General features: G+C 65.8%; 15 protein-coding genes and 5 pseudogenes. 8 read left to right on the forward strand and 12 right to left on the reverse strand.

Annotation, left to right across the window (positions count from 1 at the left end):
• Positions 1-55 precede the first annotated feature (55 nt).
• A complete protein-coding gene (gene hutH, locus OMK73_RS21515; RefSeq protein ID WP_267603857.1) occupies positions 56-1,588 on the reverse strand; it encodes a histidine ammonia-lyase in 1,533 nt (510 codons plus the stop codon).
• A gap of 2 nt (positions 1,589-1,590) precedes the next feature.
• The gene (gene hutU, locus OMK73_RS21520) at positions 1,591-3,294 is read right to left on the reverse strand and encodes a urocanate hydratase (RefSeq protein WP_267606462.1); all 1,704 of its coding nucleotides are present in this window, start codon (positions 3,292-3,294) and stop codon (positions 1,591-1,593) included.
• A gap of 319 nt (positions 3,295-3,613) precedes the next feature.
• Between hutU and OMK73_RS21525 the strand changes: the two are divergent.
• Positions 3,614-5,444, forward strand: a pseudogene (locus OMK73_RS21525) (ABC transporter ATP-binding protein).
• A 188-nt stretch (positions 5,445-5,632) separates the two neighbouring features.
• Here the strand turns inward: OMK73_RS21525 and OMK73_RS21530 are convergent.
• The 6 genes and pseudogenes from OMK73_RS21530 to OMK73_RS21555 form a co-directional block, all read right to left on the reverse strand.
• Positions 5,633-6,732, reverse strand: a pseudogene (locus OMK73_RS21530) (IS5 family transposase).
• A gap of 228 nt (positions 6,733-6,960) precedes the next feature.
• Positions 6,961-7,491, reverse strand: coding sequence for a chromate transporter (locus OMK73_RS21535; RefSeq protein WP_267603858.1), 531 nt, complete (start codon positions 7,489-7,491; stop codon positions 6,961-6,963).
• A gap of 136 nt (positions 7,492-7,627) precedes the next feature.
• Positions 7,628-8,164: pseudogene (locus OMK73_RS21540) on the reverse strand (chromate transporter); the annotation flags it as partial.
• A gap of 137 nt (positions 8,165-8,301) precedes the next feature.
• A complete protein-coding gene (gene parC, locus OMK73_RS21545) occupies positions 8,302-10,653 on the reverse strand; it encodes a DNA topoisomerase IV subunit A (RefSeq protein ID WP_267603859.1) in 2,352 nt (783 codons plus the stop codon).
• Positions 10,654-10,733: 80 nt separating this feature from the next.
• Entirely contained in the window at positions 10,734-11,531 is a 798-nt protein-coding gene (locus OMK73_RS21550; RefSeq protein WP_267603860.1) for a lytic transglycosylase domain-containing protein, read from the reverse strand.
• A gap of 58 nt (positions 11,532-11,589) precedes the next feature.
• A pseudogene (locus OMK73_RS21555) lies at positions 11,590-13,580 on the reverse strand (DNA topoisomerase IV subunit B).
• A 314-nt stretch (positions 13,581-13,894) separates the two neighbouring features.
• Between OMK73_RS21555 and OMK73_RS21560 the strand changes: the two are divergent.
• The gene (locus tag OMK73_RS21560; RefSeq protein ID WP_267603861.1) at positions 13,895-15,127 is read left to right on the forward strand and encodes an MFS transporter; all 1,233 of its coding nucleotides are present in this window, start codon (positions 13,895-13,897) and stop codon (positions 15,125-15,127) included.
• Complete coding sequence (locus OMK73_RS21565; protein WP_267603862.1) at positions 15,124-15,270, forward strand: hypothetical protein; 147 nt, start codon at positions 15,124-15,126, stop codon at positions 15,268-15,270. The genes OMK73_RS21560 and OMK73_RS21565 overlap by 4 nt, the downstream gene beginning before the upstream one ends.
• Before the next feature lie 93 nt (positions 15,271-15,363).
• On the opposite strand, the gene OMK73_RS21570 is transcribed toward OMK73_RS21565, so the two are convergent.
• Positions 15,364-17,286 (reverse strand): ATP-binding cassette domain-containing protein, encoded by a 1,923-nt coding sequence (locus OMK73_RS21570; protein WP_267603863.1) that lies wholly within the window; start codon positions 17,284-17,286, stop codon positions 15,364-15,366.
• Positions 17,287-17,794: 508 nt separating this feature from the next.
• Between OMK73_RS21570 and OMK73_RS21575 the strand changes: the two genes are divergently transcribed.
• Both OMK73_RS21575 and OMK73_RS21580 read left to right on the forward strand, forming a co-directional pair.
• Positions 17,795-18,721 (forward strand): amino acid ABC transporter substrate-binding protein, encoded by a 927-nt coding sequence (locus OMK73_RS21575; RefSeq protein WP_267603864.1) that lies wholly within the window; start codon positions 17,795-17,797, stop codon positions 18,719-18,721.
• A 95-nt stretch (positions 18,722-18,816) separates the two neighbouring features.
• A complete protein-coding gene (locus OMK73_RS21580) occupies positions 18,817-20,007 on the forward strand; it encodes a benzoate/H(+) symporter BenE family transporter (RefSeq protein ID WP_267603865.1) in 1,191 nt (396 codons plus the stop codon).
• A 10-nt stretch (positions 20,008-20,017) separates the two neighbouring features.
• Here OMK73_RS21580 and OMK73_RS21585 read toward each other — a convergent pair whose 3' ends face one another.
• Positions 20,018-20,482, reverse strand: a complete 465-nt coding sequence (locus tag OMK73_RS21585; protein ID WP_267603866.1) for a hypothetical protein — start codon at positions 20,480-20,482, stop codon at positions 20,018-20,020.
• A 317-nt stretch (positions 20,483-20,799) separates the two neighbouring features.
• Between OMK73_RS21585 and OMK73_RS21590 the strand changes: the two genes are divergently transcribed.
• Positions 20,800-21,132 carry a DMT family transporter gene (locus tag OMK73_RS21590; RefSeq protein WP_267603867.1) on the forward strand — a complete coding sequence of 111 codons (333 nt, stop codon included), beginning with the start codon at positions 20,800-20,802 and terminating at the stop codon, positions 21,130-21,132.
• A 508-nt stretch (positions 21,133-21,640) separates the two neighbouring features.
• On the opposite strand, the pseudogene OMK73_RS21595 reads toward OMK73_RS21590, so the two are convergent.
• Both OMK73_RS21595 and OMK73_RS21600 read right to left on the reverse strand, forming a co-directional pair.
• A pseudogene (locus OMK73_RS21595) lies at positions 21,641-22,176 on the reverse strand (RcnB family protein).
• Between the two features lie 375 nt (positions 22,177-22,551).
• Complete coding sequence (locus OMK73_RS21600) at positions 22,552-22,812, reverse strand: hypothetical protein (protein ID WP_267603868.1); 261 nt, start codon at positions 22,810-22,812, stop codon at positions 22,552-22,554.
• A gap of 88 nt (positions 22,813-22,900) precedes the next feature.
• On the opposite strand from OMK73_RS21600, the gene OMK73_RS21605 reads away from it, so the two are divergent.
• Positions 22,901-23,611 carry a S24 family peptidase gene (locus OMK73_RS21605; RefSeq protein WP_267603869.1) on the forward strand — a complete coding sequence of 237 codons (711 nt, stop codon included), beginning with the start codon at positions 22,901-22,903 and terminating at the stop codon, positions 23,609-23,611.
• Positions 23,608-23,937: a helix-turn-helix domain-containing protein gene (locus tag OMK73_RS21610; RefSeq protein WP_267603870.1), complete on the forward strand. Its 330-nt coding sequence runs from the start codon at positions 23,608-23,610 to the stop codon at positions 23,935-23,937. Before OMK73_RS21605 ends, OMK73_RS21610 begins: the two co-directional genes overlap by 4 nt.
• The last annotated feature ends 150 nt before the right edge of the window (positions 23,938-24,087 follow it).

The raw sequence follows: 24,087 nt of genomic DNA on the forward strand, positions 1-24,087 counted from the left end.
ATTTTTGTCGCGCCCGGGGCGGCAGCCCGCCGCCCCGGGCGTTGTGCCCGCCGCCTCAGAGGCTGGGCAGCAGCCGCGCCGGCACCAGCGCGTTCAGCGCGCCGCCCGCCAGCAACTGGCTTGCCGTCTCGATATCGGGCGCAAAGAAGCGGTCCTTCTCGTAGTAAGGCACCTCGGCGCGCAGGAGGCTGCGTGCTTGCTCCAGCTTGGGCGAGCTCTTCAGTCCCTCGCGGAAGTCCAGGCCCTGGCAGGCACCGAGCCACTCCACGGCGAGGATGCCGCGCACGTTTTCGGCCATCGGCCACAGGCGCTTGCCGGCGTTCGGCGCCATCGACACGTGGTCTTCCTGGTTGGCCGAGGTGGGCAGGCTGTCGACGCTGTGCGGATGGGCCAGCGCCTTGTTGTCGCTGGCCAGCGCGGCAGCGGTGACCTGGGCAATCATGAAGCCCGAATTGACGCCGCCGTTGGCTACCAGGAAAGGCGGCAGCTGCGACATGTGCCGGTCCATCATCAGCGAGATGCGGCGCTCGGACAGCGAGCCGATCTCGGCAATGGCCAGCGCCAGGTTGTCGGCCGCCATCGCCACCGGCTCGGCGTGGAAATTGCCGCCCGAGATCACGTCGCCTTCGGCGGCAAACACCAAGGGGTTATCCGAAACCGCGTTGGCCTCCACGGCCAGGACTTCGGCTGCCTGCCGCAATTGCGTCAGGCAGGCGCCCATCACCTGCGGCTGGCAGCGCAGCGAGTAGGGATCCTGCACCTTGTCGCACTGCGCGTGCGAACGCGCCAGTTCGCTGGTGTCGGTCAGCAGGTCGCGGTAGGTGGCGGCCGCGTCGATCTGGCCGCGCTGCCCGCGCACCGCATGGATGCGCGCGTCGAAGGGCGCACGCGAGCCGAGCATGGCCTCTACGCTGAGGCTGCCGCAGACCGTGGCGGCGGCGAACAGGTCCTCGGCCTCGAACAGGCCGCGCAGCGCGTAGGCGGTGGATACCTGGGTGCCGTTGAGCAGGGCCAGGCCCTCCTTGGCGGCCAGGGTCAGCGGCTCGAGTCCGGCTTGGGCCAGCGCCTGGCGGGCCGGCAGCCACTCGCCGTGGTAGCGGGCACGGCCTTCGCCCAGCAGCACCAGGGACATGTGCGCCAGCGGCGCCAGGTCGCCGGAAGCGCCCACCGAGCCCTTGAGGGGGATATGCGGATAGACCTCGGCATTGACCAGGGCAATCAGCGCGTCGATCACCTTGCGGCGGATGCCGGAGAAGCCGCGCGCCAGGCTATTGATCTTGAGCAGCATGATCAGCCGCACCATGGCGTCGTCGAGCGGTTCGCCCACGCCGGCGGCATGCGACAGCACCAGCGAGCGCTGCAGGTTCTCCAGGTCCTCGCGGGCGATGCGGGTCTGCGCCAGCAGGCCGAAGCCGGTATTGATGCCGTAGGCGGTCCGGCCCTCGGCCACGATGTTCTCGACGCAGGCCACGCTGGCGGCGATGGCCTCGGCGGCCCCGGCGTCCAGGCTCACGCGCAGCGGCTGCAGATAGGCCTGGCGCAGTTGCGCCAGGGTCAGTTGACCAGGTTTCAGGTTCAGCGCGTTCACGTTCAGGCTTCCTTCTTGCTGTTGATCATCGGCAGGTTCAGGCCCTGCTCTCGTGCACAGTCGATGGCGATGTCGTAGCCGGCATCCGCGTGGCGCATCACGCCGGTGGCGGGATCGTTGTGCAGCACGCGGGCGATGCGGGCGGCGGCTTCGTCGGTGCCGTCGCACACGATCACCACGCCCGAATGCTGCGAGAAGCCCATGCCCACGCCGCCGCCATGATGCAGCGAGACCCAGGTCGCGCCGCTGGCGGTGTTGAGCAGCGCGTTGAGCAGCGGCCAGTCGGAGACCGCGTCGGAGCCGTCCTGCATGCTTTCGGTTTCACGGTTGGGGCTGGCGACCGAGCCGGAGTCGAGGTGGTCGCGGCCGATCACCACCGGCGCCGACAACTCGCCGCTGCGCACCATCTCGTTGAACGCCAGGCCAAGCTTGGCGCGCAGGCCCAGGCCAACCCAGCAGATGCGCGCCGGCAGGCCCTGGAAGCTGATGCGCTCGCGCGCCATGTCCAGCCAGCGGTGCAGGTGGGCGTCGTCGGGGATCAGTTCCTTGACCTTGGCATCGGTCTTGTAGATATCCTGCGGATCGCCCGACAGCGCGGCCCAGCGGAACGGGCCGACACCGCGGCAGAACAGCGGGCGGATATAGGCCGGCACGAAGCCCGGGAAATCGAAGGCGTTCGCCACGCCCTCTTCCTTGGCCATCTGGCGGATATTGTTGCCGTAGTCGAAGGTGGGCACGCCCATCTTCTGGAAGTCCAGCATGGCCTGCACGTGCTTGGCCATCGACTGCTTGGCGGCCTTGACCACGCCGGCCGGATCGGTCTGCGCGCGGTCGCGGTACTGGCCCCAGGTCCAGCCCACCGGCAGGTAGCCATTGAGCGGATCGTGCGCGCTGGTCTGGTCGGTGACCATGTCCGGACGCACGCCGCGGCGCACCAGCTCGGGCAGCACCTCGGCGGCGTTGGCGCACAGCGCGATGGAAACGGCGCGGCCTTCGGCGGTGTATTTGGCGATGCGGGCCAGCGCGTCGTCGAGATCCGCGGCCTGCTCGTCGACATAGCGGGTGCGCAGGCGGAAATCAATGCTGACCTGCTGGCATTCGATGTTCAGCGAGCAGGCGCCGGCCAGCGTGGCGGCCAGCGGCTGCGCGCCGCCCATGCCGCCCAGGCCAGCGGTCAGCACCCAGCGGCCCTTGAGGTTGCCGTTGTAATGCTGGCGCCCGGCTTCCACGAAGGTCTCGTAGGTGCCCTGCACGATGCCCTGGCTGCCGATATAGATCCAGCTGCCGGCGGTCATCTGGCCGTACATGGCCAGGCCCTTGGCATCGAGCTCGTTGAAGTGTTCCCAGGTGGCCCAGTGCGGCACCAGGTTGGAGTTGGCGATCAGCACGCGCGGGGCGTTGCTGTGGGTCTTGAACACGCCGACCGGCTTGCCGGACTGCACCAGCAGGGTTTCGTCGTCGTTCAGCGTCTTGAGCGTCTCGACAATCTTGTCGTAGCACTCCCAGTTGCGCGCAGCACGGCCGATGCCGCCATACACCACCAGTTCCTTGGGGTTCTCCGCCACTTCCGGGTCGAGGTTGTTCATCAACATGCGCAGCGGCGCTTCCGTCTGCCAGCTCTTGGCAGTCAGTTGGCTGCCACGCGGGGCGCGGATCTCTACATCACGGAAGCGGGGGTCTGGCTCACGGCAACTCCTTCGTTCAATAAGGCCAGCTGGAGAGCTAGCCTGTTTAGCTGTTCTAGGTATGTATAGTGTTGTATATACAAGCCCAAAGAAATTGGGGTATTCCCGAGGACAACTCGCAGGCACAGCCAAGAAAGTGCGCTTGTGATTACCTGAACGATAATGGCGACAGAAAGTGCTAACCGCTTAGATGCCGGATCGCACAGGGATCCCTTGCTGCGGGTGCGGATATCGACGCTGTATCATGCTACTGATCCGCCGCATGCCAATGGCATCGATACGGCCCTCGCGAGCACGGCGGCGCCCCGGATGATGCGGTCGCCGCGGAACCTGGACTCCCATGCTGATGCGTTTCCTGGAACGGCTGATCGACCCGTTCCGCCCCTCCCCGACACCAAGCCGCCCAGCCAGATATGGCGCTTCTATGCCTATTTCCTGCTCGAGGTGTGGCCGGTCTTCGCGCTGCTGCTGGCGGTGGGGCTGGCCGGCGCGCTGATCGAGGTCGCCCTGTTCGGTTTTCTTGGCCGCCTGGTCGACCTGGCGCAGGCAACGCCGCCCGCCGACTTCTTCGCGCGCCACCGCGCCGAACTGGCGTGGATGGCGGTGGTGGCGTTGCTGCTGCGCCCGCTCTTCACCGGCCTGCACGACGTCCTCGTGCACCAGGTCATCAACCCGAGCCTGGGCAACCTGGTGCGCTGGCAGAACCACCGCTACGTGCTCAAGCAAAGCCTGTCGTTCTTCCAGAACGACTTTGCCGGGCGCATCGCGCAGCGCATCATGCAGACCGGCTTCTCGCTGCGCGATTCGGCGGTGCAGGCCGTGGACGCGATCTGGCATGTGGTGATCTATGCCGCGAGCTCCCTCTACCTGTTCGCCGAGGCCGACTGGCGCCTGATGATCCCGCTGCTGGCGTGGATCGCGTGCTACGTAGCCGCCATGCTGTACTTCACGCCGCGCGTGAAGGCGCGCTCGGTAGCGGCCACCGGCGCGCGCTCGCGGCTGATGGGGCGCATCGTCGACGGCTATACCAACATCACCACGCTCAAGCTGTTTGCCCACACGCGCCATGAAGAAGACTACGCGCGCGAAGCCATGGCCGACCTGACCGACAAGGCACGCCTGTCCGGGCGCATGGTCAGCGCCATGGATTTCACCGTGACCTCGCTCAATGGCATGCTGATCGCCGGCACTACCGGGCTGGCGCTGTGGCTATGGAGCCAAGGGCACGTCAGCATCGGCGCGATTGCGTTGTCGACCGGGCTGGTGATCCGCATTGTCAGCATGTCGGGCTGGATCATGTGGGTGATCAGCGGCATCTTCGAGAATATCGGCCAGGTCCAGGATGGCCTGCAGACCATCGCCGTGCCACGCAAGGTAGGCGATCGCGACGATGCGCAAGCGCTGCGCGTCACGCGCGGCGAGGTGCGCTTCGAAGGCGTGGGCTTTCACTACGGCAAGGGTTCGGGCGTGATCGAGAACATCGACCTGGTGGTGCGCCCGGGCGAGAAGATCGGCCTGGTCGGCCCGTCCGGCGCCGGCAAGTCCACGCTGGTCAACCTGCTGCTGCGGCTGTACGACGTGGAGCGAGGACGCATCCTGATCGACGGCCAGGACATTGCCGGCGTCACGCAGGAAAGCCTGCGCGCGCAGATCGGCATGGTGACGCAGGATACGTCGCTGCTGCATCGCTCGATCCGCGACAACCTGCGCTACGGACGGCCCGGCGCCAGCGAGGCCGAACTGCTCGCCGCGGCCGACGACGCCCATGCCGGCGAGTTCATTCCGCGCTTGCGCGATGCGCATGGGGCTACGGGGCTGGATGCGCAGGTGGGCGAGCGTGGCGTGAAGCTTTCAGGCGGCCAGCGGCAGCGCATTGCCGTCGCCAGGGTGCTGCTCAAGAACGCGCCCATCCTGATCCTCGACGAAGCCACCTCGGCGCTGGACTCCGAAGTGGAAGCTGCCATCCAGGAGAACCTGGAGACGCTGATGCAGGGCAAGACGGTTATCGCCATCGCGCACCGGCTCTCCACCATTGCGCGCATGGACCGGCTGGTGGTACTGGAGAACGGCCGCATTGCCGAGAGCGGCACGCATGCGGAGTTGCTGGCGCGTGGGGGCTCTACGCGCGGCTGTGGGCGCATCAGACGGGGGGATTTGTGGGGGTGGACTAGAGTGGGTTGGTTGGGGGGCTTGGGATTGATGTTGGCGGTGGTGGTTTTTGGGCCCAATGGCCTGTATGCGTGTTTGGTTCGCCGTTTCTTTGGGCGGCGTTGGTTTTTGCACCCAAGGGCCATACGACATCCCCCTGCGGGGGCTGCCGGTCACTTTTCTTTGCGCGGCAAAGAGGGTGAGGACAAATTCAGGCATTGGTCAATCGGCGTACGAGCAAACGTGCCTGAGATAGCCAGACCCAGGAGGTTGCGCTGGCGATGCTGCGATCGTGATGCATGATCAGGCGGCGCGAGCGCTCGTTCCAGGCATGGGTGCGCTCCACCACCCAGCGCATGGGCAAGGGGGGAACGTTTGATCCAGCGGCCACAGGGACTGCTGTGCATCGTGCCAATGCCCAGCCTTGGGCGGGCGACGCACGATGTGCACGTTCAGGCCGTGAGCTTGCTCGAGGGCGGCGGCACAGCGCCCCGCATACGCCGAGTCGGCAAACAGCCGCTGCAACGTGCCGGCCTTGGCGCAAGCTTGAGCCACCACCGTTGGCGCCGCGTCGCGATCTTGCACGCTAGCGCTGGTAATGCATACCGCCAACAACAGCCCCAGTGTGTCCACCACGATATGTCGCTTGCGCCCTTTGACCTTCTTGCCCGCGTCGTATCCTTGGCCTGCCCCCTGCGGCGAGATCCGGGTCGACTGTGAATCGATGATGGCGGTTGTGGGCTGGGCCTCGCGCTGGATGCGCCTGCGCCATTGCTGGCGCAGGCGCTCGTGCAACTGCTCGAACTTGCCTTGCGCGCTCCAACGCAGGAAGGCCTTTTGCACGGCCGGCCAGGGTGGAAAGGACTCGCGCGGCAGCATGCGCCAGGAGCAGCCCGTGCGCAGCACGTAGCAGCACGCATCGACCATGCGGCGCCTCTCGTACACCGCAGGTCGTCCCCGATGTCCCTCTGGCTGTTCGAACAGGTCGGCCGCCAGCGTCCATTCGGCATCGGTCAGGCAACTGGTGTACTTGCCAGGATCGGCCGGCTCCAGGCGATGAGAATCGTTGTAGCCGTAATGCGCGGGCTCACTGGGCTTTGCATAGAGTACAGCGCTGGGTTGCGCAACTCGCTTCAATCCAGCGCGGCGCAAAGCCGCCGCCAGCGTGACCGTGCTGACCCTGGGGCCACCTTGCTCGGCAAGGCCTTGGGCCAACTCCCTCATCGTCGCGTTCGGATGGCTTCTCACCAGTTCCCGCAACTGCGCGTGATGCTCCTCGTCTATGGCCAAGGGCCTTCCCATCTTCCCCATGACTGCATCTCCATGTTCAGTTTAGGAAGAATAGGTCTTTCTTTCTTTTGTCTTCACCCTCTTTGCCGGTCAAAGAAAAGTGACCGGCAGCCCCCGCAGGGGATGTCGTACGGCTCTTGGGTGCAAAAGCCAACGCCGCAAAATTCAAAACCCAACCACAAAACAAGAGCCAAAGGTTCTGCCCTTGCCCCAATCAGCCAACACCGCATAATCCATCCACAATCAGACTCAAACCAACCCCAACAACCCCGCCCCAGCCCCCAACGCCACCAGCACCAGCGGATGCACCTTAGTCTTCAGCATCAGCACGATGGTGACCACCGTCACTGCCACCGCGGTCCAGCGGTGATCGACGCTCGCAGCAAGGATCCAGCCCGTTGCGAACAGCAGGCCAATGGTCAGCGTAGCAAGGCCGCGCCGGATCAGGCCGGGCCAGCGCGCCTGCGGTGAGCGGCCCGCAAAGTACTCGAAGCCGAGCGCGATCACGCTGGATGGCCCGCAGATGCCGATCATGCCGACGATGGCGCCGGCCAGGCCCGCCACCTGCCAGCCGAACAACGCGACGAACAGGATGTTGGGCCCGGGCGCGGCCTGCGAGATGGCGTACATGGCGGAGAACTGCGCGTCGCTCATCCAGGCGTTCGACTCCACCAGGAAGCGATGCATGTCGGGGATCGTGGTGCTGGCCCCGCCAATGGCAAGGAACGACAGCATCAGGAAATGCGTGAGCAGGCCGGAAAGCACGTTCGGTGAGTTCATGGCTGCGCCTCCTGGTCACGGGCGGCACGGGATCGATGCCATCATCGCTGGACGGCATGGCCGGCATGGAAGACGCCTCGATAGCAGCCGGCACCAGCGGCACCAGCGGCGCCTGCGCGCGCCGCGCAAGCTGCTCGCTGCGCCACTCCAGCACCAGGCCCATCGGCACCAGCACCGCCATCACCGGCACCAGCGGCCAGCGCAACAGCCCGATGCCGACAAACGCCGCGCCACCGATCATCAACCCGCGCACGGTGCGCGGCTGGCTCTGCGCCAGCTTGAAGCCAGTCGACAGCACCAGGCCCGCCGACACCGCCGTCATGCCCGTGAGCATGCGCTGCACCGCCGCCACGTCGCGGTAGTGCTCGTACAGCAGCATCAGCGCCAGCACGCCCACCATCGGCACCATCACCAGCCCTGCAAAGGCCGCCAGCGCGCCGCGCAGCCCGGCAAAGCGCAGGCCCAGCATCAGCGCGAGGTTGATCACGTTGGGGCCGGGCAACACCTGCCCGAGGCTGAGGAGCTCGACGAAATCGCGGTCGCCGAGCCAGCGGTTGCGGTCCACCACGGCGCGCCGCACGAAGGGCAGCACGCCGCCGAAGCCGGACAGCCCCATGCGCGCAAATTCGATGAACAGGCGCCTTGGCGTGGGCGGGGGTGCTAGCGCTACCATCGGATCGTCGCCGGCGGTGGAAGGAGTAACGGGCATCGCGTGTAACGGGAGAGGCATGGCCGCCCGGGCGGTCCGGCATGCCGGTAAAGAAAAAGCCCCGCGCATTGTCGCGCAGGGCCAGTTCGGGTTGACGCGGCTTAGTTGCCGCTCGCCGGGGGCACGATCCGTACCGGCTCGATGCTTGGCTCCTTGAGCCGGAGATCGAGCGCACGGCCCTTGCGGGCGCGCTTGCCGACATAAGGCAGCAGCAACTGGCCGTAGAGCTTCTGCGAGCTCGGCTTGCCGCCGCGCCCGGCACCGGACACTACCAGGCCCGGCGCGCCCACGGCGATCGCCTGCAACAGCGTCTCCTTGGGTTCCAGCTCCATCAGGATCACGCCGCGGCCACCGGCCGAGAGCGACTTGATCTCGTCGAGCGAAACCAGCAGCATGCGGCCGTTGGCCGACAGGCAGGCCACGTGCGTGGCTTCCTCGCCGATCGGCGCGGGCACCAGCGGCGCATCGCCTTCGTCCAGCGTCAGGTAGGCGCGGCCGCCCTTCTGCCGGCTGACCATATCGCCCACCTTGGTCTGGAAGCCGTTGCCGCCGCGCGTGGCGATCAGCAAGCGCTGGTCGACGCTGCCGGCAAAAGTGTGGGCGATCTGGCTGCCAGGTTGCAGCTCGATCAGCGTGGTCACGGGCACGCCGTCGCCACGCCCGCCGGGCAGACCGGCCACCGGCACCGTGTAAGCGCGGCCATTGGTGCCGAACACCAGCATCACGTCCACGCTGCGGCACTCGAAAGTGCCATAGAGCGCATCACCCGCCTTGAAGGTGAACTGCTGGGCGTCATGGCCGTGGCCCTGGCGCGTGCGCACCCAGCCCTTCTGCGAGACCACCACGGTGACGGGCTCGTCGACCACGCGCACTTCGGCGTTGGCGCGGCGCTCCTCCTGGATCAGCGTGCGGCGCGGATCCTTGTCTTCCGGGCTGTATTGCTTGGCGTCGGTCTCGATCTCCTTGATGATGCGCCGGCGCATCATGGTCTCGGACTTGAGCAGCACATCCAGCTCGGCCTGCTCGTCGCGCAGGCTCTTGAGCTCCTGCTCGATGCGCAGCGCCTCCAGCCTGGCCAGCTGGCGCAGGCGGATTTCCAGGATGTCCTCAGCCTGGCGGTCCGACAGGCCAAAGGCCTGCATCAGCGCCGGCTTGGGCTCGTCGCTCTCGCGGATGATGCGGATCACCTCGTCGATATTGAGCAGCACCAGCATCCGGCCTTCCAGGATGTGGATGCGGTCTTCGACCTTGCCCAGGCGATGGCGCGTGCGGCGGGTGACGGTGGCGAAGCGAAAGGCGATCCACTCGCGCAGGATGTCGGCCAGGCCCTTCTGGCGCGGGCGGCCATCGGTGCCGATCATCACCAGGTTGATCGACGCGCCGGACTCCAGGCTGGTGTGCGCCAGCAGCGTCTGGATGAATTCCTGCTGCTCGATGTTTTTGCTCTTGGGCTCGAACACCAGCCGCACCGGCGCGTTCTTGCCGGATTCGTCGCGCACCGCGTCGAGCACAGCCAGCATGCCTTGCTTGAGCTGCAGCTGCTCGGGCGTGAGCGACTTCTTGCCCGTGCGCACCTTCGGGTTGGTGATTTCCTCGATCTCTTCGAGCACCTTCTGCGACGAGGTGCTCGGCGGCAGCTCGGTCACCACCAGTTGCCACTGGCCGCGCGCCATTTCCTCGATGATCCAGCGCGCGCGCACTTTCAGGCTGCCGCGGCCATTCTCGTAGATCTGCGCGATGTCGGCCGCCGGCGAAATGATCTGGCCGCCGCCCGGATAGTCCGGCCCCGGCATCAGCGCCATCAACTCGGCCAGCGTGATGTTGGGGTTGCGGATCATCGCCACGGTGGCTGCCGCCACTTCGCGCAGGTTGTGCGGCGGCACCTCGGTGGCCATGCCCACAGCAATGCCCGATGCGCCGTTGAGCAGCACAAAGGGCAGGCGCGCCGGCATCAGCTTGGGCTCTTCCATCGAGCCGTCGTAGTTGGGGATGAAGTCCACCGTGCCCTGGTCGATCTCGTCGAGCAGCAGGCGCGCGATCGGCGTGAGCCGGGCTTCGGTGTATCGCATGGCCGCCGCGCCGTCGCCGTCGCGCGAGCCGAAGTTGCCCTGGCCGTCGATCAGCGGGTAGCGCAGCGAGAAGTCCTGCGCCAGGCGCACCAGCGCGTCGTAGGCCGACTGGTCGCCGTGCGGGTGGAATTTACCCAGTACGTCGCCCACCACGCGCGCCGACTTGACCGGCTTGGCGTCGGAGCGCAGGCCCATCTCGTGCATGGCGTACAGGATGCGGCGCTGCACCGGCTTCTGGCCGTCGGCCACTTCCGGCAGCGCGCGGCCCTTGACCACGCTGATGGCGTAGTCGAGATAGGCGCGCTCGGCATAGTGCGCCAGGGTCAGCGAGTCCGCGCCGTTGTCGGGCGAACCTGGGTCAAACGGAATGTCTTGTTGTTCCATGGATTGGCAAGAAGACGGCGCACCGCATCGTTGGCCGGTGCGCCGGTTGCATGTTGTTCGTTATGGTGTTCGGGATGGGATCAAGGCATGTTGCGGCGGCCGCCGATCACCATCTTGACGCGATTGACTCCCGCCCCGCCGAACCCCGCGGGCGCGCCGCCCGGACGGTAGAAGCGATAGAACTGCAGCACCGTGCTGACATATTGCTGGGTCTCGGGGAAAGGCGGAATCTTGTTGTTGTAGCGCTGCACCGCGCCCTCGCCCGCGTTGTACGCGGCCAGCACCAGCTCGAGGTCATTGGGGAACAGCTCCATCAGCCAGCGCAGGTAGCGCACGCCGGCCGAGATATTGGTGCGCGGGTCGGCCAGCTTCTGCTCGACCGTGCGCCGGGCATCCGCGCTCACGCCAAAACGCGCGCCGGTGTCGGGAATCACCTGCATCAGCCCGATCGCGCCCTTGGGCGAGACCGCGCCGGCATTGAAGCCAGACTCTACCGCCATCACTGCCTTGACCAGCGCGGGATCGACATTCTGCGCCGCCGCGATCTGGCGGATCATGGGCTCGACCGTGGCGATATTGGGATGGTTGACGACATAGCGGTAAAGCTTGTGCGTCTCCAGGTCGATCTGGCTGCCGGCGCCGGCACCCGCGCCTGCGCCAGCCCGGTAAGGCAGCGGGCTCTTGAGTTCGCCGCCGTTCTTCATGAACAGTGTGTAGCGCTCGTCCAGCTTCTCGTCCGAGAAATGCGCCACGCCGTCGTCGTCGATATAGCCATACAGCGCCGAGTGGGCCGCCGGCATGAAGCCCAGGCAGGCCAGCAGCATGCCTGCGGCAATCCATTGCCGGGGACGGGTGCTGCCAGGTCTGGTCTTGGCCATCGGGACTCCTTGCGTCATGCAGGTATCGATCGGTTCGAACGTGGTGCGCCGGGATACATCAGATATCGGCAACCACTTCGTTGCCGCGCTCCTCGAGCCAGGTGCGCCGCTGCGCGGCTTCGCCCTTGCCCATCAGCATATTCATCACGCCCACGGTCTGCGGCAGGTCGAAATGGCCGAGCGCCACCGGCAACAGGCGGCGCGTGTCGGGATTCATGGTGGTTTCCCACAGCTGTTCGGCATTCATCTCGCCCAGGCCCTTGAAGCGAGAGATCTGCCAGCCGCCGTCCTTGATGCCATCCTTCATCAGCTTGTCCTGGATGGCCACCAGTTCGCCGTCGTCCAGCGCATAGAGCTTCTGGGCCGGCTTCTTGCCACGTGCAGGCGCATCCACCCGGTACAGCGGCGGGCGGGCCACGCACACGTTGCCATTGTCGATCAGCCTGGGGAAATGTTTGAAGAACAAGGTCAGTAATAGCACCTGGATGTGCGCGCCGTCCACGTCAGCGTCGGACAAGATACAGATCTTTCCGTAGCGCAGGTTGGACAGGTCGGGCTCGTCGCTGGGGCCATGCGGGTCCACGCCGATCGCGACCGCGATGTCGTGCACCTCATTGTTGGCGAACAGGCGGTCGCGCTCGGTCTCCCAGGTGTTGAGCACCTTGCCGCGCAGCGGCAGGATGGCCTGGAACTCCTTGTCGCGCCCCATCTTGGCCGAGCCGCCGGCGGAGTCGCCCTCGACCAGGAAAAGTTCGTTGCGGGTGACGTCGGTGGACTCGCAATCGGTCAGCTTGCCGGGCAGCACGGCCACGCCGGAGCCCTTCTTCTTTTCCACCTTTTGCGCCGCGCGCGTGCGCGCCTGCGCCTGGCGGATCACCAGTTCGGCCAGCTTCTTGCCGTACTCGACGTGATGATTGAGCCACAACTCCAGTGCGGGACGGCTGAAGGTGGACACCAGCTTCACCGCGTCACGGCTGTTCAGCCGCTCCTTGATCTGGCCCTGGAACTGCGGGTCCAGCACCTTGGCGGACAGCACGAACGAGGCACGGGCAAACACGTCTTCGCTCATCAGCTTCACGCCCTTGGGCTGCAAGGCGTGCATCTCGATAAAGCTCTTGACCGCCTGGAACAGGCCTTCGCGCAGGCCGGACTCGTGCGTGCCACCGGCCGGGGTGGGGATCAGGTTGACGTAGGACTCGCGCACCGGCGCGCCGTCCTCGGTCCAGGCCACCACCCAGGAAGCGCCCTCGCCCTCGGCGAAGCCGTCTTCCCCTGAATTGGCGTCGGGGTCGGCGAAATGCTCGCCTTCGAACATCGGCACCACCAGTTCGGCGCCGCTGCCCTGCGCCAGCGCTTCCACCAGGTAGCCCTTGAGGCCCTGCTCGTACTGCCAGGTCTGGCGCTCGCCATTTTCTCTTGCAGCAGCGTGACCTTGACGCCCGGCAGCAGCACAGCCTTGCTGCGCAGCAGCCGCTGCAGCTCGGCCATCGGGATCGTGGCCGAATCGAAGTACTTCGCGTCCGGCCAGACCTGCACGCGCGTGCCGCTCTTCTTCTCGCCGCGCTCGAGCTTGCGCGTGGCCAGCGGCACGGTGACGTCGCCGCCGGAGAAGGTCAGCGTGGAGCAGTTGCCGTCACGCCATACGGTCACGTCGAGGCGGGTCGAGAGCGCGTTGGTGACGGAGACGCCCACGCCGTGCAGGCCGCCCGAGAAGGCGTAGGCGCCGCCCTTGCCCTTGTCGAACTTGCCGCCCGCGTGCAGGCGCGTGAACACGATTTCCACCACCGGGACCTGCTCTTCGGGATGGATGCCGACCGGGATGCCGCGGCCATCGTCCTCGACGCTGATGCTGCCGTCGCGGTGCAGGGTGACCATGATCTCGGAACCGTGGCCGCCCAAGGCCTCGTCGGAGGCATTGTCGATCACCTCCTGCACGATGTGCAGGGGATTGTCGGTACGGGTGTACATGCCGGGTCGTTGCTTGACCGGCTCCAGGCCCTTCAGGACCCGGATGGAGGATTCGCTGTACTGACTGATTTTGCTCGCCATGGAGTCGCTTGCTTAGTGGGATTCTCGGCCAGCCTTGGCGGGGGCACGGTTGCCGCACGCCAGCCAGGGGGCCGGGCAGCCTGCATTGTAATGGAAGCGGGTAGCCGTCTTGATGCCAATCGTCACCAACAATGGCCGTGCACGATTCGACACATTCGGTGTCGCGGACGGCACCGGAGTGGCGCCTGACGCCCTCCCGGGATGCGGAGTACACTCGCTCGCACGGCGTGGCCAAGGCGGTTCCGGACCGCGCCGACAAAACTAAAACAGCACCACAACAGCACAAAGCACACCGAGCCAGGATGCAGGACGCCATGCAGAACACGATTCAAAACACACAAAGAAAACCACTCTCCCTCACGACCGTCTTGATTTGCGGTGGCCTACTCGTCACCTTATCGATGGGTATCCGGCACGGCTTCGGCCTGTTCAACCTCCCGATCACGCAAACGCACGGCTGGAGCCGCGAGACCTTCGCCTTCGCGCTGGCGCTGCAAAACCTGATGTGGGGCGTGACCCAGCCGTTTACGGGCGCACTGGCCGACAAGTTTGGCGGGTTCCGCATCATGCTCGTCGGCATTGCGCTGTACGTGGCGGGCCTGGTCGTGATGGCCATGGCCACCTCGGGCACCGCCTTTGCCTCGGGCGCCGGCATCCTGATCGGCATTGCGCAGTCCGGCACTACCTATAGCGTGGTGTACGGCGTGATCGGCCGCGTGGCCAGCCCCGAGAAGCGCGTGTGGGCCATGGGCATCGCGGCGGCCGCGGGCTCGTTCGGGCAGTTCCTGATGATCCCGGTGGAGCAGACGCTGATCTCAACGGCCGGCTGGCAGAATGCGCTGTTCATCTTGGCGGTGCTGGCTTGCCTGATGCTGCCGCTGGCCTTCAGCCTGCGCGAGCCGCAAGGCGCAACGCACGCGCCCGGCTTCCAGCAGACCATCGGCCAGGCCGTGCGCGAGGCGTTCGGCAACCGCAACTTCCAATTGCTCACGCTCGGCTACTTCGTCTGCGGCTTCCAGGTGGTGTTCATCGGCGTGCACCTGGCGCCCTATCTCAAGGACCGGGGCCTGACCGACCCGAAGATCGCCACCGTGGCGCTGGCGCTGATCGGCCTGTTCAATGTGTTCGGCACCTATAGCGCCGGCGCCTTGGGACAGCGCGTGCCCAAGCGCTTCCTGCTTTCGCTGATCTACATCACCCGGTCCGTGGTGATCGCCGGTTACCTGCTGCTGCCGCTCACGGCCACCAGCACCTGGGTGTTCGCCGCGATGATGGGGTTCCTGTGGCTGTCCACGGTGCCGCTGACCAACGGCATCATCGCGCAGGTGTTTGGCGTGCAGTACTTGTCGATGCTGTCGGGCGTGGTGTTTTTCTCGCACCAGATCGGTAGCTTCCTGGGGGCTTGGCTGGGTGGCTTCCTGTATGACCGGACCGGCACCTACAACACGGTATGGATGATCGCGATCGGGCTGGGCGTGGTAGCGGCCCTGGTCAACCTGCCGATCCGCGAGCATGCGATCGCGCGGCCGCAGGCGGCGGCGGCATGAGCACGGCACACCCCGCTGGCCTTGCGCTTCGGGCAGCAGGCATTGCAGCGCTGGCCGGGGTGCTGGCGCTGGCCTTCATGGCCTACCTGCGGCCGGCGTTCATGGTGGATCTGACGAACATGGTGCTCGCCTGGTGCGGGTGAGCGCACGCGAAGACTAACAATCGCCCGTTGTCTCTTCCTCTCCTCCTGAGGGAGAGGAAGAGACAGCCATCGTCATGGCAGGCGATGTCGGCCTTACTGTGCCTCGGCCTTGGTCTTGGCTTCCAGCACTTCCCAGCGTTCCAGCGCCCCCAACAGTTCCAGGTCGATCTCGTCGTGGCGGGCCGCCAGTTGCGCAGCCTTGCCCGCGTCGCTCACATACAGCGAGCCGTCCGCCAGCTGTGCGCTCACGGTCTTCTGCTCGTTTTCCAGCGAAGCGATGCGCTCCGGCAGCGTGTCCAGCTCTCGCTGCTCCTTGTACGACAGCTTGACCAGGCGGTTGGCCGCACGGGCTTCGCGTGGCTTCGTAGTTTCCGCGGCGGCCTTGCCCTCGCCACCGCGCGCGTCCTGCATGGCCGCGCTGCGCGCCGACTGCACCTGCCAGTCGGAGTAGCCGCCCACGTACTCGCGCCAGTGCCCGTCGCCTTCGGCAGCGATGGTGGAGGTCACGACGTTGTCCAGGAAGGCCCGGTCGTGGGATACCAGGAACACGGTGCCGCTGTAGTCCTGCAGCAGTTCTTCAAGCAGTTCCAGCGTGTCGATGTCGAGGTCGTTGGTCGGCTCATCCAGCACCAGCACATTGGCCGGGCGCGCGAACAGGCGCGCCAGCAGCAGGCGGTTGCGCTCGCCGCCGGACAGCGACTTGACCGGCGAGCGCGCGCGTTCCGGTGCGAACAGGAAATCGCTCAGGTAGCTCGTGACGTGCTTGCGCTGGCCATTGATCTCGACCCAGTCGCTGCCCGGGCTGATGGTATCGGCTAGCGAGCGCTCCAGGTCCAGCTGCGTGCGCATCTGGTCGAAATACGCCACCTGCATGTTGCTGCCGTTCTTGACCGTGCCGACGTCCGCCGCCAGCTCGCCCAGGATCAGGCGCAGCAGCGTGGTCTTGCCCGCGCCGTTGGCGCCGATCAGGCCGACCTTGTCGCCGCGCATGATGGTGCCGGTGAAATCTCGCACCACCATCTTGGTGCCATAGGCTTTGCTGACATCGGTCAGCTCGGCGACGATCTTGCCGGAGCGCTCGCCTTGCGAGACCTCCAGCTTGACGTTGCCCTGCACGTCGCGGCGTGCCGCGCGGTCGGTACGCATCGTCTCCAGGCGCTGGATACGGGCCACACTGCGCGTGCGGCGCGCCTCCACGCCCTTGCGGATCCAGACTTCTTCTTGTGCCAGAAGCTTGTCGAACTTGGCCTGCTCGACCTGCTCGGCGGCCATCTGCTCGGCCTTGCGGGCCTGGTAGGCGGCAAAGTTGCCGGGGAAGGAAACCAGGCGGCCGCGGTCCAGCTCGACGATGCGGGTGGCCACGCGGTCCAGGAAGGCGCGATCGTGGGTGATCAGCAGCACGCTGCCGCGGAAGGCCAGCAGCAGGTCTTCCAGCCAGCGGATCGCTTCCACGTCCAGGTGGTTGGTCGGTTCGTCGAGCAGCAGGATGTCGGGCTCGGCCACCAGGGCCTGCGCCAGCGCCACGCGCTTCTGCATGCCGCCGGAGAGGGAATCCACGCGCACATCGGCGGTCAGGCTGAGCTGGGCCAGCGTGGTTTCCACCCGCGTGCGCAAGCCCCAGGCGCCGGCCGCATCGACTTCCGACTGCAGGCGGTGCAACTCGGCCAGCGAGTCCTCGTCGTGGTTGTCGTCCAGCGCCGCCAGCGCCGCTTCATAGGCGACCAGCAGGTCGTGGACCTTGCCCAGGCCCTGGGACACGGCATCGAACACGTTCACGCCGGGCTGGAACTGCGGCTCTTGCGGCACATAAGCCGAGGTCACGCCGCTCTGGCGCGCGATCAGGCCATCGTCCGGCACGGACAAGCCGGCCACGATCTTGAGCAGCGACGACTTGCCGGAGCCGTTGCGGCCAATCAGGCCGACGCGCTCGCCGGCTTCCAGGGAGAAGTCGGCATGGTCGAGCAAGGCCACATGCCCGAAGGCAAGCTGGGCGTCGGAAATCGAAAACAGGGCCATGGGAGCAATACGAAAGGAGACAGCGAAAGGAGGCAATTCAAGCGGCTTGAACCCGCGGCCGCGCGCCGGCGTCGGACAGCAACCGGGCGGCGGGGTGCCAGGTAGCCGGCATTGTAGACCACCTCCGCCCGCCCTCGCCGGAGGCGGCGCAAACCCCGCGCCTGCGGTCGCGACAAAAAGAAGGGCCCGCGCTCGCGCGGGCCCAAGAGTCTCTCCTCGGTGCCCTGCTCGCAAGGCACGGAACGGAGCATAGCAAGCGCCTCCGGCCGACTCTAGTCGTACAAGTCCGTAAGGGAAAGCCCCGTCAACGCCCGCCTGCGGCCCGCCTGTTGCGCGCCGCGCAACACTCCCCGCCGTGACGATTGTCGAGCCGCTCGCCCCCGTGGAACAATGGCCGCCGGCCCGCAGGCCGCAGCACAACGGCAGCAATACAAGAACCGGTCCGAACCGGTGCAGGCGACCCAACGCCAATTCCGCTTGACGCCTTTTTCTTTGTACGGGGAATTCCATGATCCATCCGCGTGCGCAGCGCCTGCCGCTGCTCCTAGTGCTATCGACCCTGCTTTTGCTTTCGCTCGCCATCGGCGCCGGGCGCGCCGCCGCGCAGTCCGGCGGCACGCCGGTCCTGCAACGCATCGAACAGACCGGCGTGCTGCGCATCGCCCACCGCGAAAGCTCGGTGCCGTTTTCCTTCGTGGCCGACGGCAAGCCCCATGGCTATGCCATCGACCTGTGCCTGCGGGTGGCCGATGCCCTGCGCGGCGCGCTCCGGCTCCCGGGCCTCAAAGTGGAATTCGTGCCGGTCACGCCGGCCAGCCGCATCGCCGCCATCGTCGACGGCAAGGCCGATCTCGAATGCGGGTCCACCACCAACAACCGCGAGCGGCGCGAGCAGGTGGCCTTTACCATTCCGCACTACATCGCCGGCAGCCGCATGCTGGTCAAGACCGACTCCGGCATCCGCAAGCTGGGCGACCTGCGCGGCAAAACGGTCGTCTCCACGGTGGGCACCACATCGCTAGCGGTGGTACGCCAGATCAACGGCGGCGGCGCCATGCAAATGCGCGTGGTGGAAGCCAAGGACCACGCCGAAGCCTTCGCCATGGTCGAGCAAGGCAAGGCCGACGCATTCGTGATGGACGACGTGCTGCTCTACGGCCTGCGTGCCAACGCGCGCGACCCGGCCAGCTACACCGTCACCAGCGAGCTGCTGACGATCGAGCCCTACGCCATCATGCTGTCGAAGCAGGACGCCGAGTTCAAGCGCCTGGTGGACAAGACCCTGGTCGCCTCCATCTATTCGCTCGATACCCAGAAGCTCTACAAGAAGTGGTTCCAGTCGCCGATCCCGCCGCAAGGGGTCAACCTCGACATCCCCATGAGCTACCTGCTGCGCGACTCCTTCAAGTTCCCGAGCGACAAGGTCGCCGACTGAGCGCGAGGCCAGTACGGCGCAACTCGTGCGAAGATGGCGGCCCAGCCACTTTTTCCGCACGCGTTGCGTCGAGTGCCCGTCCCATGCCCCGCCCCATGTCCACCGCTCCCCTGAAGCTGACCGATCTCTCCGTCTCCGCCCTGGTCGCCGGGCTGATCGCCATGCTGACCGGCTACACCAGTTCGCTGGTGCTGATGATCCAGGCCGGCCAGGCGGCCCATTTGTCGGACGCGCAAGTCGCCTCGTGGATCTGGGCGTTGTCCATCGGCATGGGAGTGACCACCATCGGGCTGTCCCTGCTGACGCGGGCGCCCATCGTCGTGGCCTGGTCCACGCCTGGCGCCGCCCTGCTGATCGCCAGCCTGCCTGGCGTGCCCTACGCGGAGGCCATCGGCGCCTTTGTCATGGCGGCCGTGCTGATGACCGCCGCCGGCATGACCGGCTGGTTCGACAAGCTGATGCGCGCGCTGCCGGCCAGCATTGCCTCCGCACTGCTGGCCGGCATCCTGTTCCGCATCAGCGTCGACGTGTTCGTGCAAGCCCAGCATCAGACCCTGTTGCTGCTGTCGATGTTCGCGCTATACCTGCTGGGCAAGCGCTTCTGGCCGCGCTACGCGGTGCCGGGCGTGCTGCTGGTGGGCGTGGCGCTGGCCGGCGCGCTAGGCCAGCTGCATTTCGAATCGTTCCATTTCGCGCTGGCCAGGCCGGTATGGACCACGCCGGCATTCTCGCTGCAAGCCTTCGTCAGCATCGCGGTACCGTTGTTCATCGTCGCGCTGGCGTCGCAGAATATTCCCGGGCTGGCGGTGCTGCGCGCCGACGGCTATCACTTACAGGCCTCGCCGCTGATCACCGTCACCGGCATCGCCTCCGCCCTGCTCGCCCCGTTCGGCTCGCACGGCATCAACCTGGCGGCCATTACCGCGGCCATCTGCACCGGCGCGCAAGCCGATCCCGACCGCAACCGGCGCTATACGGCAGCGGTGGTTTGCGGCATCGGCTATCTGGTCGCGGGGGCGTTGGCAGCCAGCATCGCCGCGCTGTTCGCGGCGTTCCCCAAAGCGCTGGTCGTGGCGGTGGCCGCGTTTGCCCTGCTCGGCTCGATCGCCAGCGGCCTGACCACGGCCATGCAAACGCCGGCCGAGCGCGAATCCGCCCTGCTGACGTTCATGATCACGGCCTCAGGCATGACGCTGGCCGGCGTGGGGTCGGCTTTCTGGGGTGTGGTGGGCGGCATGCTGGCGCTGATGGTCTTGCGCCCGCGCGCCGCCCCTAAGGCTGGATAAGCGCGAGCGCTTACAGCAGCAGGAAAGCGATATCCGCCGCGCCGATCCCGGAAATCGGCGTGCCCTTGCGTCGCTGAAACAGGATGTGCTGCAGCACCCGGTCGCGGTGCTCGGCAAACGTGGCAGGATCGAAGCGCAGCGCGGTGAGCGCGTAATGCTCGGAGAGCAGCTTGTAGACCCGGTGGCGGACCATCAGCATTTCGCTTTCGGCCCGCAGGCGGCTCATCTCGCCGGCGTTGTCCTCCTCCAGCTGCCGCATGCCAACCACCACGCGCGCATGCATGCCACGGTAGCGATCCAGTTCGCCGTGCGCCTTGCGCAACTCCTCGCGCAGCGCCCTCACCTCCTGCTGGAGCCTCATGTTGTGCTGCACGCCTCGCTGGATACGCGACGCCTCTTCCAGCGCAACATCGGCCGCGGCAATCGTGTTCTGCCAGACCCCTGACCCATCGTCTGGCCATCCACCTGCGGCCACACGGTCTGAACCTCATCCTCGCCTTTCATGACGCCCCCCTAGAACCTGACTCACCCGCCGCTGGCTTTATCACGTCCGCCAGCTGGTCGGGGCAACCGCAACCACCTTACAACGAGACTCCGGACTACCGGCGCCTGAACAACGCGCTCTACTCCCGATTGAAGATGGCATCCCGGCACGGGACAACCACCCGAAAGGAGGGATCGTCAGCCCGCAAAGCGGCTTCAACCATGCTTTGCACTGCACACCTAGCGAGGCCAGCCGGGCAGCTATGGGAAAATGTGGCCCCAGCGACAGCCAATCAGAAGGACCCATCGATGAACGCCTACGTACTACTGGCCCTCGCCATCGCGGCCGAAGTCATTGCCACCAGCAGCCTCAAGGCTTCCGAGAGCTTCACGCGCCTATGGCCAAGCGTGCTGGTGGTGGCCGGCTATGTCGGCGCCTTTTTCCTGCTGATGCAGGTCATGAAGACCGTGCCCGTGGGCATCGCCTACGCGATCTGGTGCGGCGCGGGGATCGTGCTCGTGACGCTGATCGCCAGCGTGCTGTATCGGCAGGTGCCGGATCTGGCGGCTTGGGCGGGGATCGGGTTGATCATTGCCGGGGTGGCGGTGATTCAGCTGTTTTCGAAGATGGGGACGCATTGAGGCGTGCGCCATGTGGCGACAAGCCACTGCATTGCAATTTCTGGCGGCAGTCGCGGTGAAACGCTACGCTTTGTGCAGGAGTGGCGAGTTGCGGACATTGGAGGGCGGTCAAGGGTGCAATTGATTTTGGTGGAAGGCCTGCCAGGAACAGGCAAGAGCACCTTGGCTAAGCGCCTCTGGGACTTCGCGGCCTTGAACGGACGCGAGAGCGTTTGGTATATGGCATGCGTTGGGCCTGTTGTTGCCACTCGCTCGCGACGGGAACGGCCTACACTGGTTGCATAGCCACCCAATAGGAGGCCGCCATGGTTGCCTCGCTAGTCGTCCTGCTCATCGGATTAGCTCTATGCGCGATCGTTGTCTGGGTACTCCGCGAGCGTGATCCGACCCTACTTTCGACACAGCAGCGTGCCGTTCAGACATGGTTTGACCATCTGATTCATCGGCACTAAGGCCGATCGTCAAATCATCGCAGCCCGCCGCCAGGCGGGCTTTTGTTGTCCGCAATCTAGCGCCCGATGACCACCTGGAAGACTACGCCGGTCGGAATGGCGACCAGGAAATAATCCCCGCCGACTCCCACCCACTGGTATCCGCGCGGCGGAGGCGACAGCCGATAGGAGCGCCAGTCATCGATCACGTACTGACGCTGGCGGTATTCCGGGGGACCCTTTCGCCTCTATGCCAGCTGCCAGGGCCCGGGCGATCAGCGCGACGATCAGGACCATACCCTCCATCCACCTGTCCCCTGCCCCTGTCGCCTTCCCAACCTCTGTCACCTTGCCGGCTGTGGTCACTGTCCCGGCCGCGGTCGCCTTGCCTGCTTTGGTCACCATCCCCACGGCGGTCGTTGTAGCCCCCTCTATCGTGATCTTGTCCCTGATCGCGGCCCATGGGCGGCCTTCCGCGATCATCGCCGCCGGGGCCCATGGGCGGCCTTCCGCGATCATCGCCGCCGGGGCCCCTATCTTGGGCATAACCTGCAATCGAAGTGAGAGTACACGCCGCCATCGCCAGGCCGGCGAACATCTTGATCTTCCGCATCTCGATCTCCAAAAGCCCACGTGATTGAGGGGCCTGTACCGCTCAGTCTATTCGGGGTTCCCGAGCCACCCAGTAACGAAATCGTAACGCGTACTCATCACATACCCAGCGCGCCCCTCTCTCGCGCATCTTTACTCAGCCTATAGAGCGTGGCGCCCACCTCCGTCAGCAGCACCCTCAGCGGTTCTACGCGCTTTGGCCTTTCTTCATGGCACTGGATATTGTGTGGCAGTGGCCGGCGCCACGAACGATGCCGCGAAAAACGGCCGATGTAGGCGACCCATGACGAACTCCGGCGGACGTCGAAAGCCCGCGAGGCCTTGATTTACTTGGGAGTGGAGAGGCGCGGCAAAAGTCGTATTGGTCGGGTCGCCTTTAAGCGGCCTCGGGATGGTCTAGGTGGGTGGCAGACTTGGGGCGCCCCTTCTTCTTCGAGGGCTTCAGTTCCTCTCGGTCCGCCAGATCCATCTGATCCCAGTCAACGGCAGCTGGAAATCGCGCACGCAGAAACATCACCCAAGGCCGAGGAATGTGGTTGCTCGTCTGCCACTGCGAAATCCGTCCTTTACTGAGACCGGTCTCGCTGATGACAGCCTGGGGGCCGCCAAGGGCCTGGATGAGTTCGCGTGCGTTCATGCCCATAGTATAGCGCTCTAAACCGTCACTATCAAGCCCTCTAAACCCACTTTGGTTTAGATTTCTAAAAATGACCCTAAGCGAACGAATGCAAGTGATCCTGGACGAGACCGGCGCTGAAGCTGTGGCGCTGGCGAAGGCCGCCGGCGTTACCAAAGGAACGGTGAGCCAGTGGCTGAGCGGCCAGATCAAATCCATCAAGCTGGAATACGCCGTTGGCATCCAAGATGCGTACGGCTACAACGCCTTGTGGATCGTCATGGAGAAGGGTGAAAAGAAGGCCGCGGCAGCTGCGGCCAATGACGGCGAATCACAGGCGGACGACGAGCTCAGGGCATTTGCCGACAGCGACTTCCAGCGCATGCCCAGATGCCGACAAGTTCCGGTCGTGGGCCAAGCCCAAGGCGGCCCCGACGGCTACATCAGCATCCACGACTACCCGCCAGACCAGGGCGACGGCTGGATCGTCATGCCCACCCGTGACCCGTCGGCCTACGGCCTGCGTGTCCGCGGGGACAGCATGCGTCCACGGATCAAGAGCGGCGAGTTCATCCTGGTTGAGCCCAGCTTCGAGGCGCAACCCGGCGACGACGTCGTGGTCAAGTTCCGGGATGGCAGCGCGGTCGCGAAAGAGCTGCTCTGGGTCCGCGACGATGAGGTGTGCCTGGGCTCGATCAATAACGGCGTGCCCCCGATGACACGCCCCCTGGAATCGGTGCAGACGATCCATCGGATTGCCGCCATCATCCCGCGCGGATCCCCCTCCATGTGCCAAGCGCCTGATGCGATCAGCCCATGAGTGCACCTAGGTGGCGCGCTCGAAAGACCCTGGAAGCCTGGCAGATCGAGGACGCTGAACGGCTGAGCGCCCTGTTCACGCAGCACAAGGGCCCCCTCAGCATTGCGGAATTCGCTCGCCGCCATGAGATCGGCCCCCAGATCTCGCAGTACCTGGCCGGGCAACTGCCGCTCAGCGTGAACATCGCCGCGGCCTTCGCGCGAGGCCTCGGTGTCGAGATCGACGTGATCAGCCCCCGCCTGGCAACGGAAAGCCGCCGACTGCCATCCGAACTAGACACCATCATCACGCTCACCTCCGTCAGCAATACCCTCTCCTTTCACTGAATAGCCGGATCACCCAGCAGCACCGCCAGACCGGCAATCGCGTCGTCGATCGGTAGTTCAGTTTCCTCATTCAGCGCCAGCTGCTCGAACTGGCGTATCACGTCGTCCGGTTACATCCCAAGGCCGCCCCAGACCAGTCTAGGCGGCGGC

This window comes from Cupriavidus sp. D39 (genome assembly GCF_026627925.1).
Taxonomy (GTDB): domain Bacteria; phylum Pseudomonadota; class Gammaproteobacteria; order Burkholderiales; family Burkholderiaceae; genus Cupriavidus; species Cupriavidus ulmosensis.

What these genes read in the sequence shown, in the direction of transcription:
- OMK73_RS21565 (WP_267603862.1), top strand. Translation starts at nt 15,124, where the DNA reads ATGAGCACGGCACACCCCGCTGGCCTTGCGCTTCGGGCAGCAGGCATT.
- OMK73_RS21575 (WP_267603864.1), top strand. Translation starts at nt 17,795, where the DNA reads ATGATCCATCCGCGTGCGCAGCGCCTGCCGCTGCTCCTAGTGCTATCG.
- parC (WP_267603859.1), bottom strand. Translation starts at nt 10,653, where the DNA reads ATGGAACAACAAGACATTCCGTTTGACCCAGGTTCGCCCGACAACGGC.
- OMK73_RS21590 (WP_267603867.1), top strand. Translation starts at nt 20,800, where the DNA reads ATGAACGCCTACGTACTACTGGCCCTCGCCATCGCGGCCGAAGTCATT.
- OMK73_RS21600 (WP_267603868.1), bottom strand. Translation starts at nt 22,812, where the DNA reads ATGAACGCACGCGAACTCATCCAGGCCCTTGGCGGCCCCCAGGCTGTC.
- OMK73_RS21605 (WP_267603869.1), top strand. Translation starts at nt 22,901, where the DNA reads ATGCAAGTGATCCTGGACGAGACCGGCGCTGAAGCTGTGGCGCTGGCG.
- OMK73_RS21570 (WP_267603863.1), bottom strand. Translation starts at nt 17,286, where the DNA reads ATGGCCCTGTTTTCGATTTCCGACGCCCAGCTTGCCTTCGGGCATGTG.
- OMK73_RS21560 (WP_267603861.1), top strand. Translation starts at nt 13,895, where the DNA reads ATGCAGAACACGATTCAAAACACACAAAGAAAACCACTCTCCCTCACG.
- OMK73_RS21550 (WP_267603860.1), bottom strand. Translation starts at nt 11,531, where the DNA reads ATGGCCAAGACCAGACCTGGCAGCACCCGTCCCCGGCAATGGATTGCC.
- OMK73_RS21610 (WP_267603870.1), top strand. Translation starts at nt 23,608, where the DNA reads ATGAGTGCACCTAGGTGGCGCGCTCGAAAGACCCTGGAAGCCTGGCAG.
- OMK73_RS21535 (WP_267603858.1), bottom strand. Translation starts at nt 7,491, where the DNA reads ATGAACTCACCGAACGTGCTTTCCGGCCTGCTCACGCATTTCCTGATG.
- OMK73_RS21580 (WP_267603865.1), top strand. Translation starts at nt 18,817, where the DNA reads ATGTCCACCGCTCCCCTGAAGCTGACCGATCTCTCCGTCTCCGCCCTG.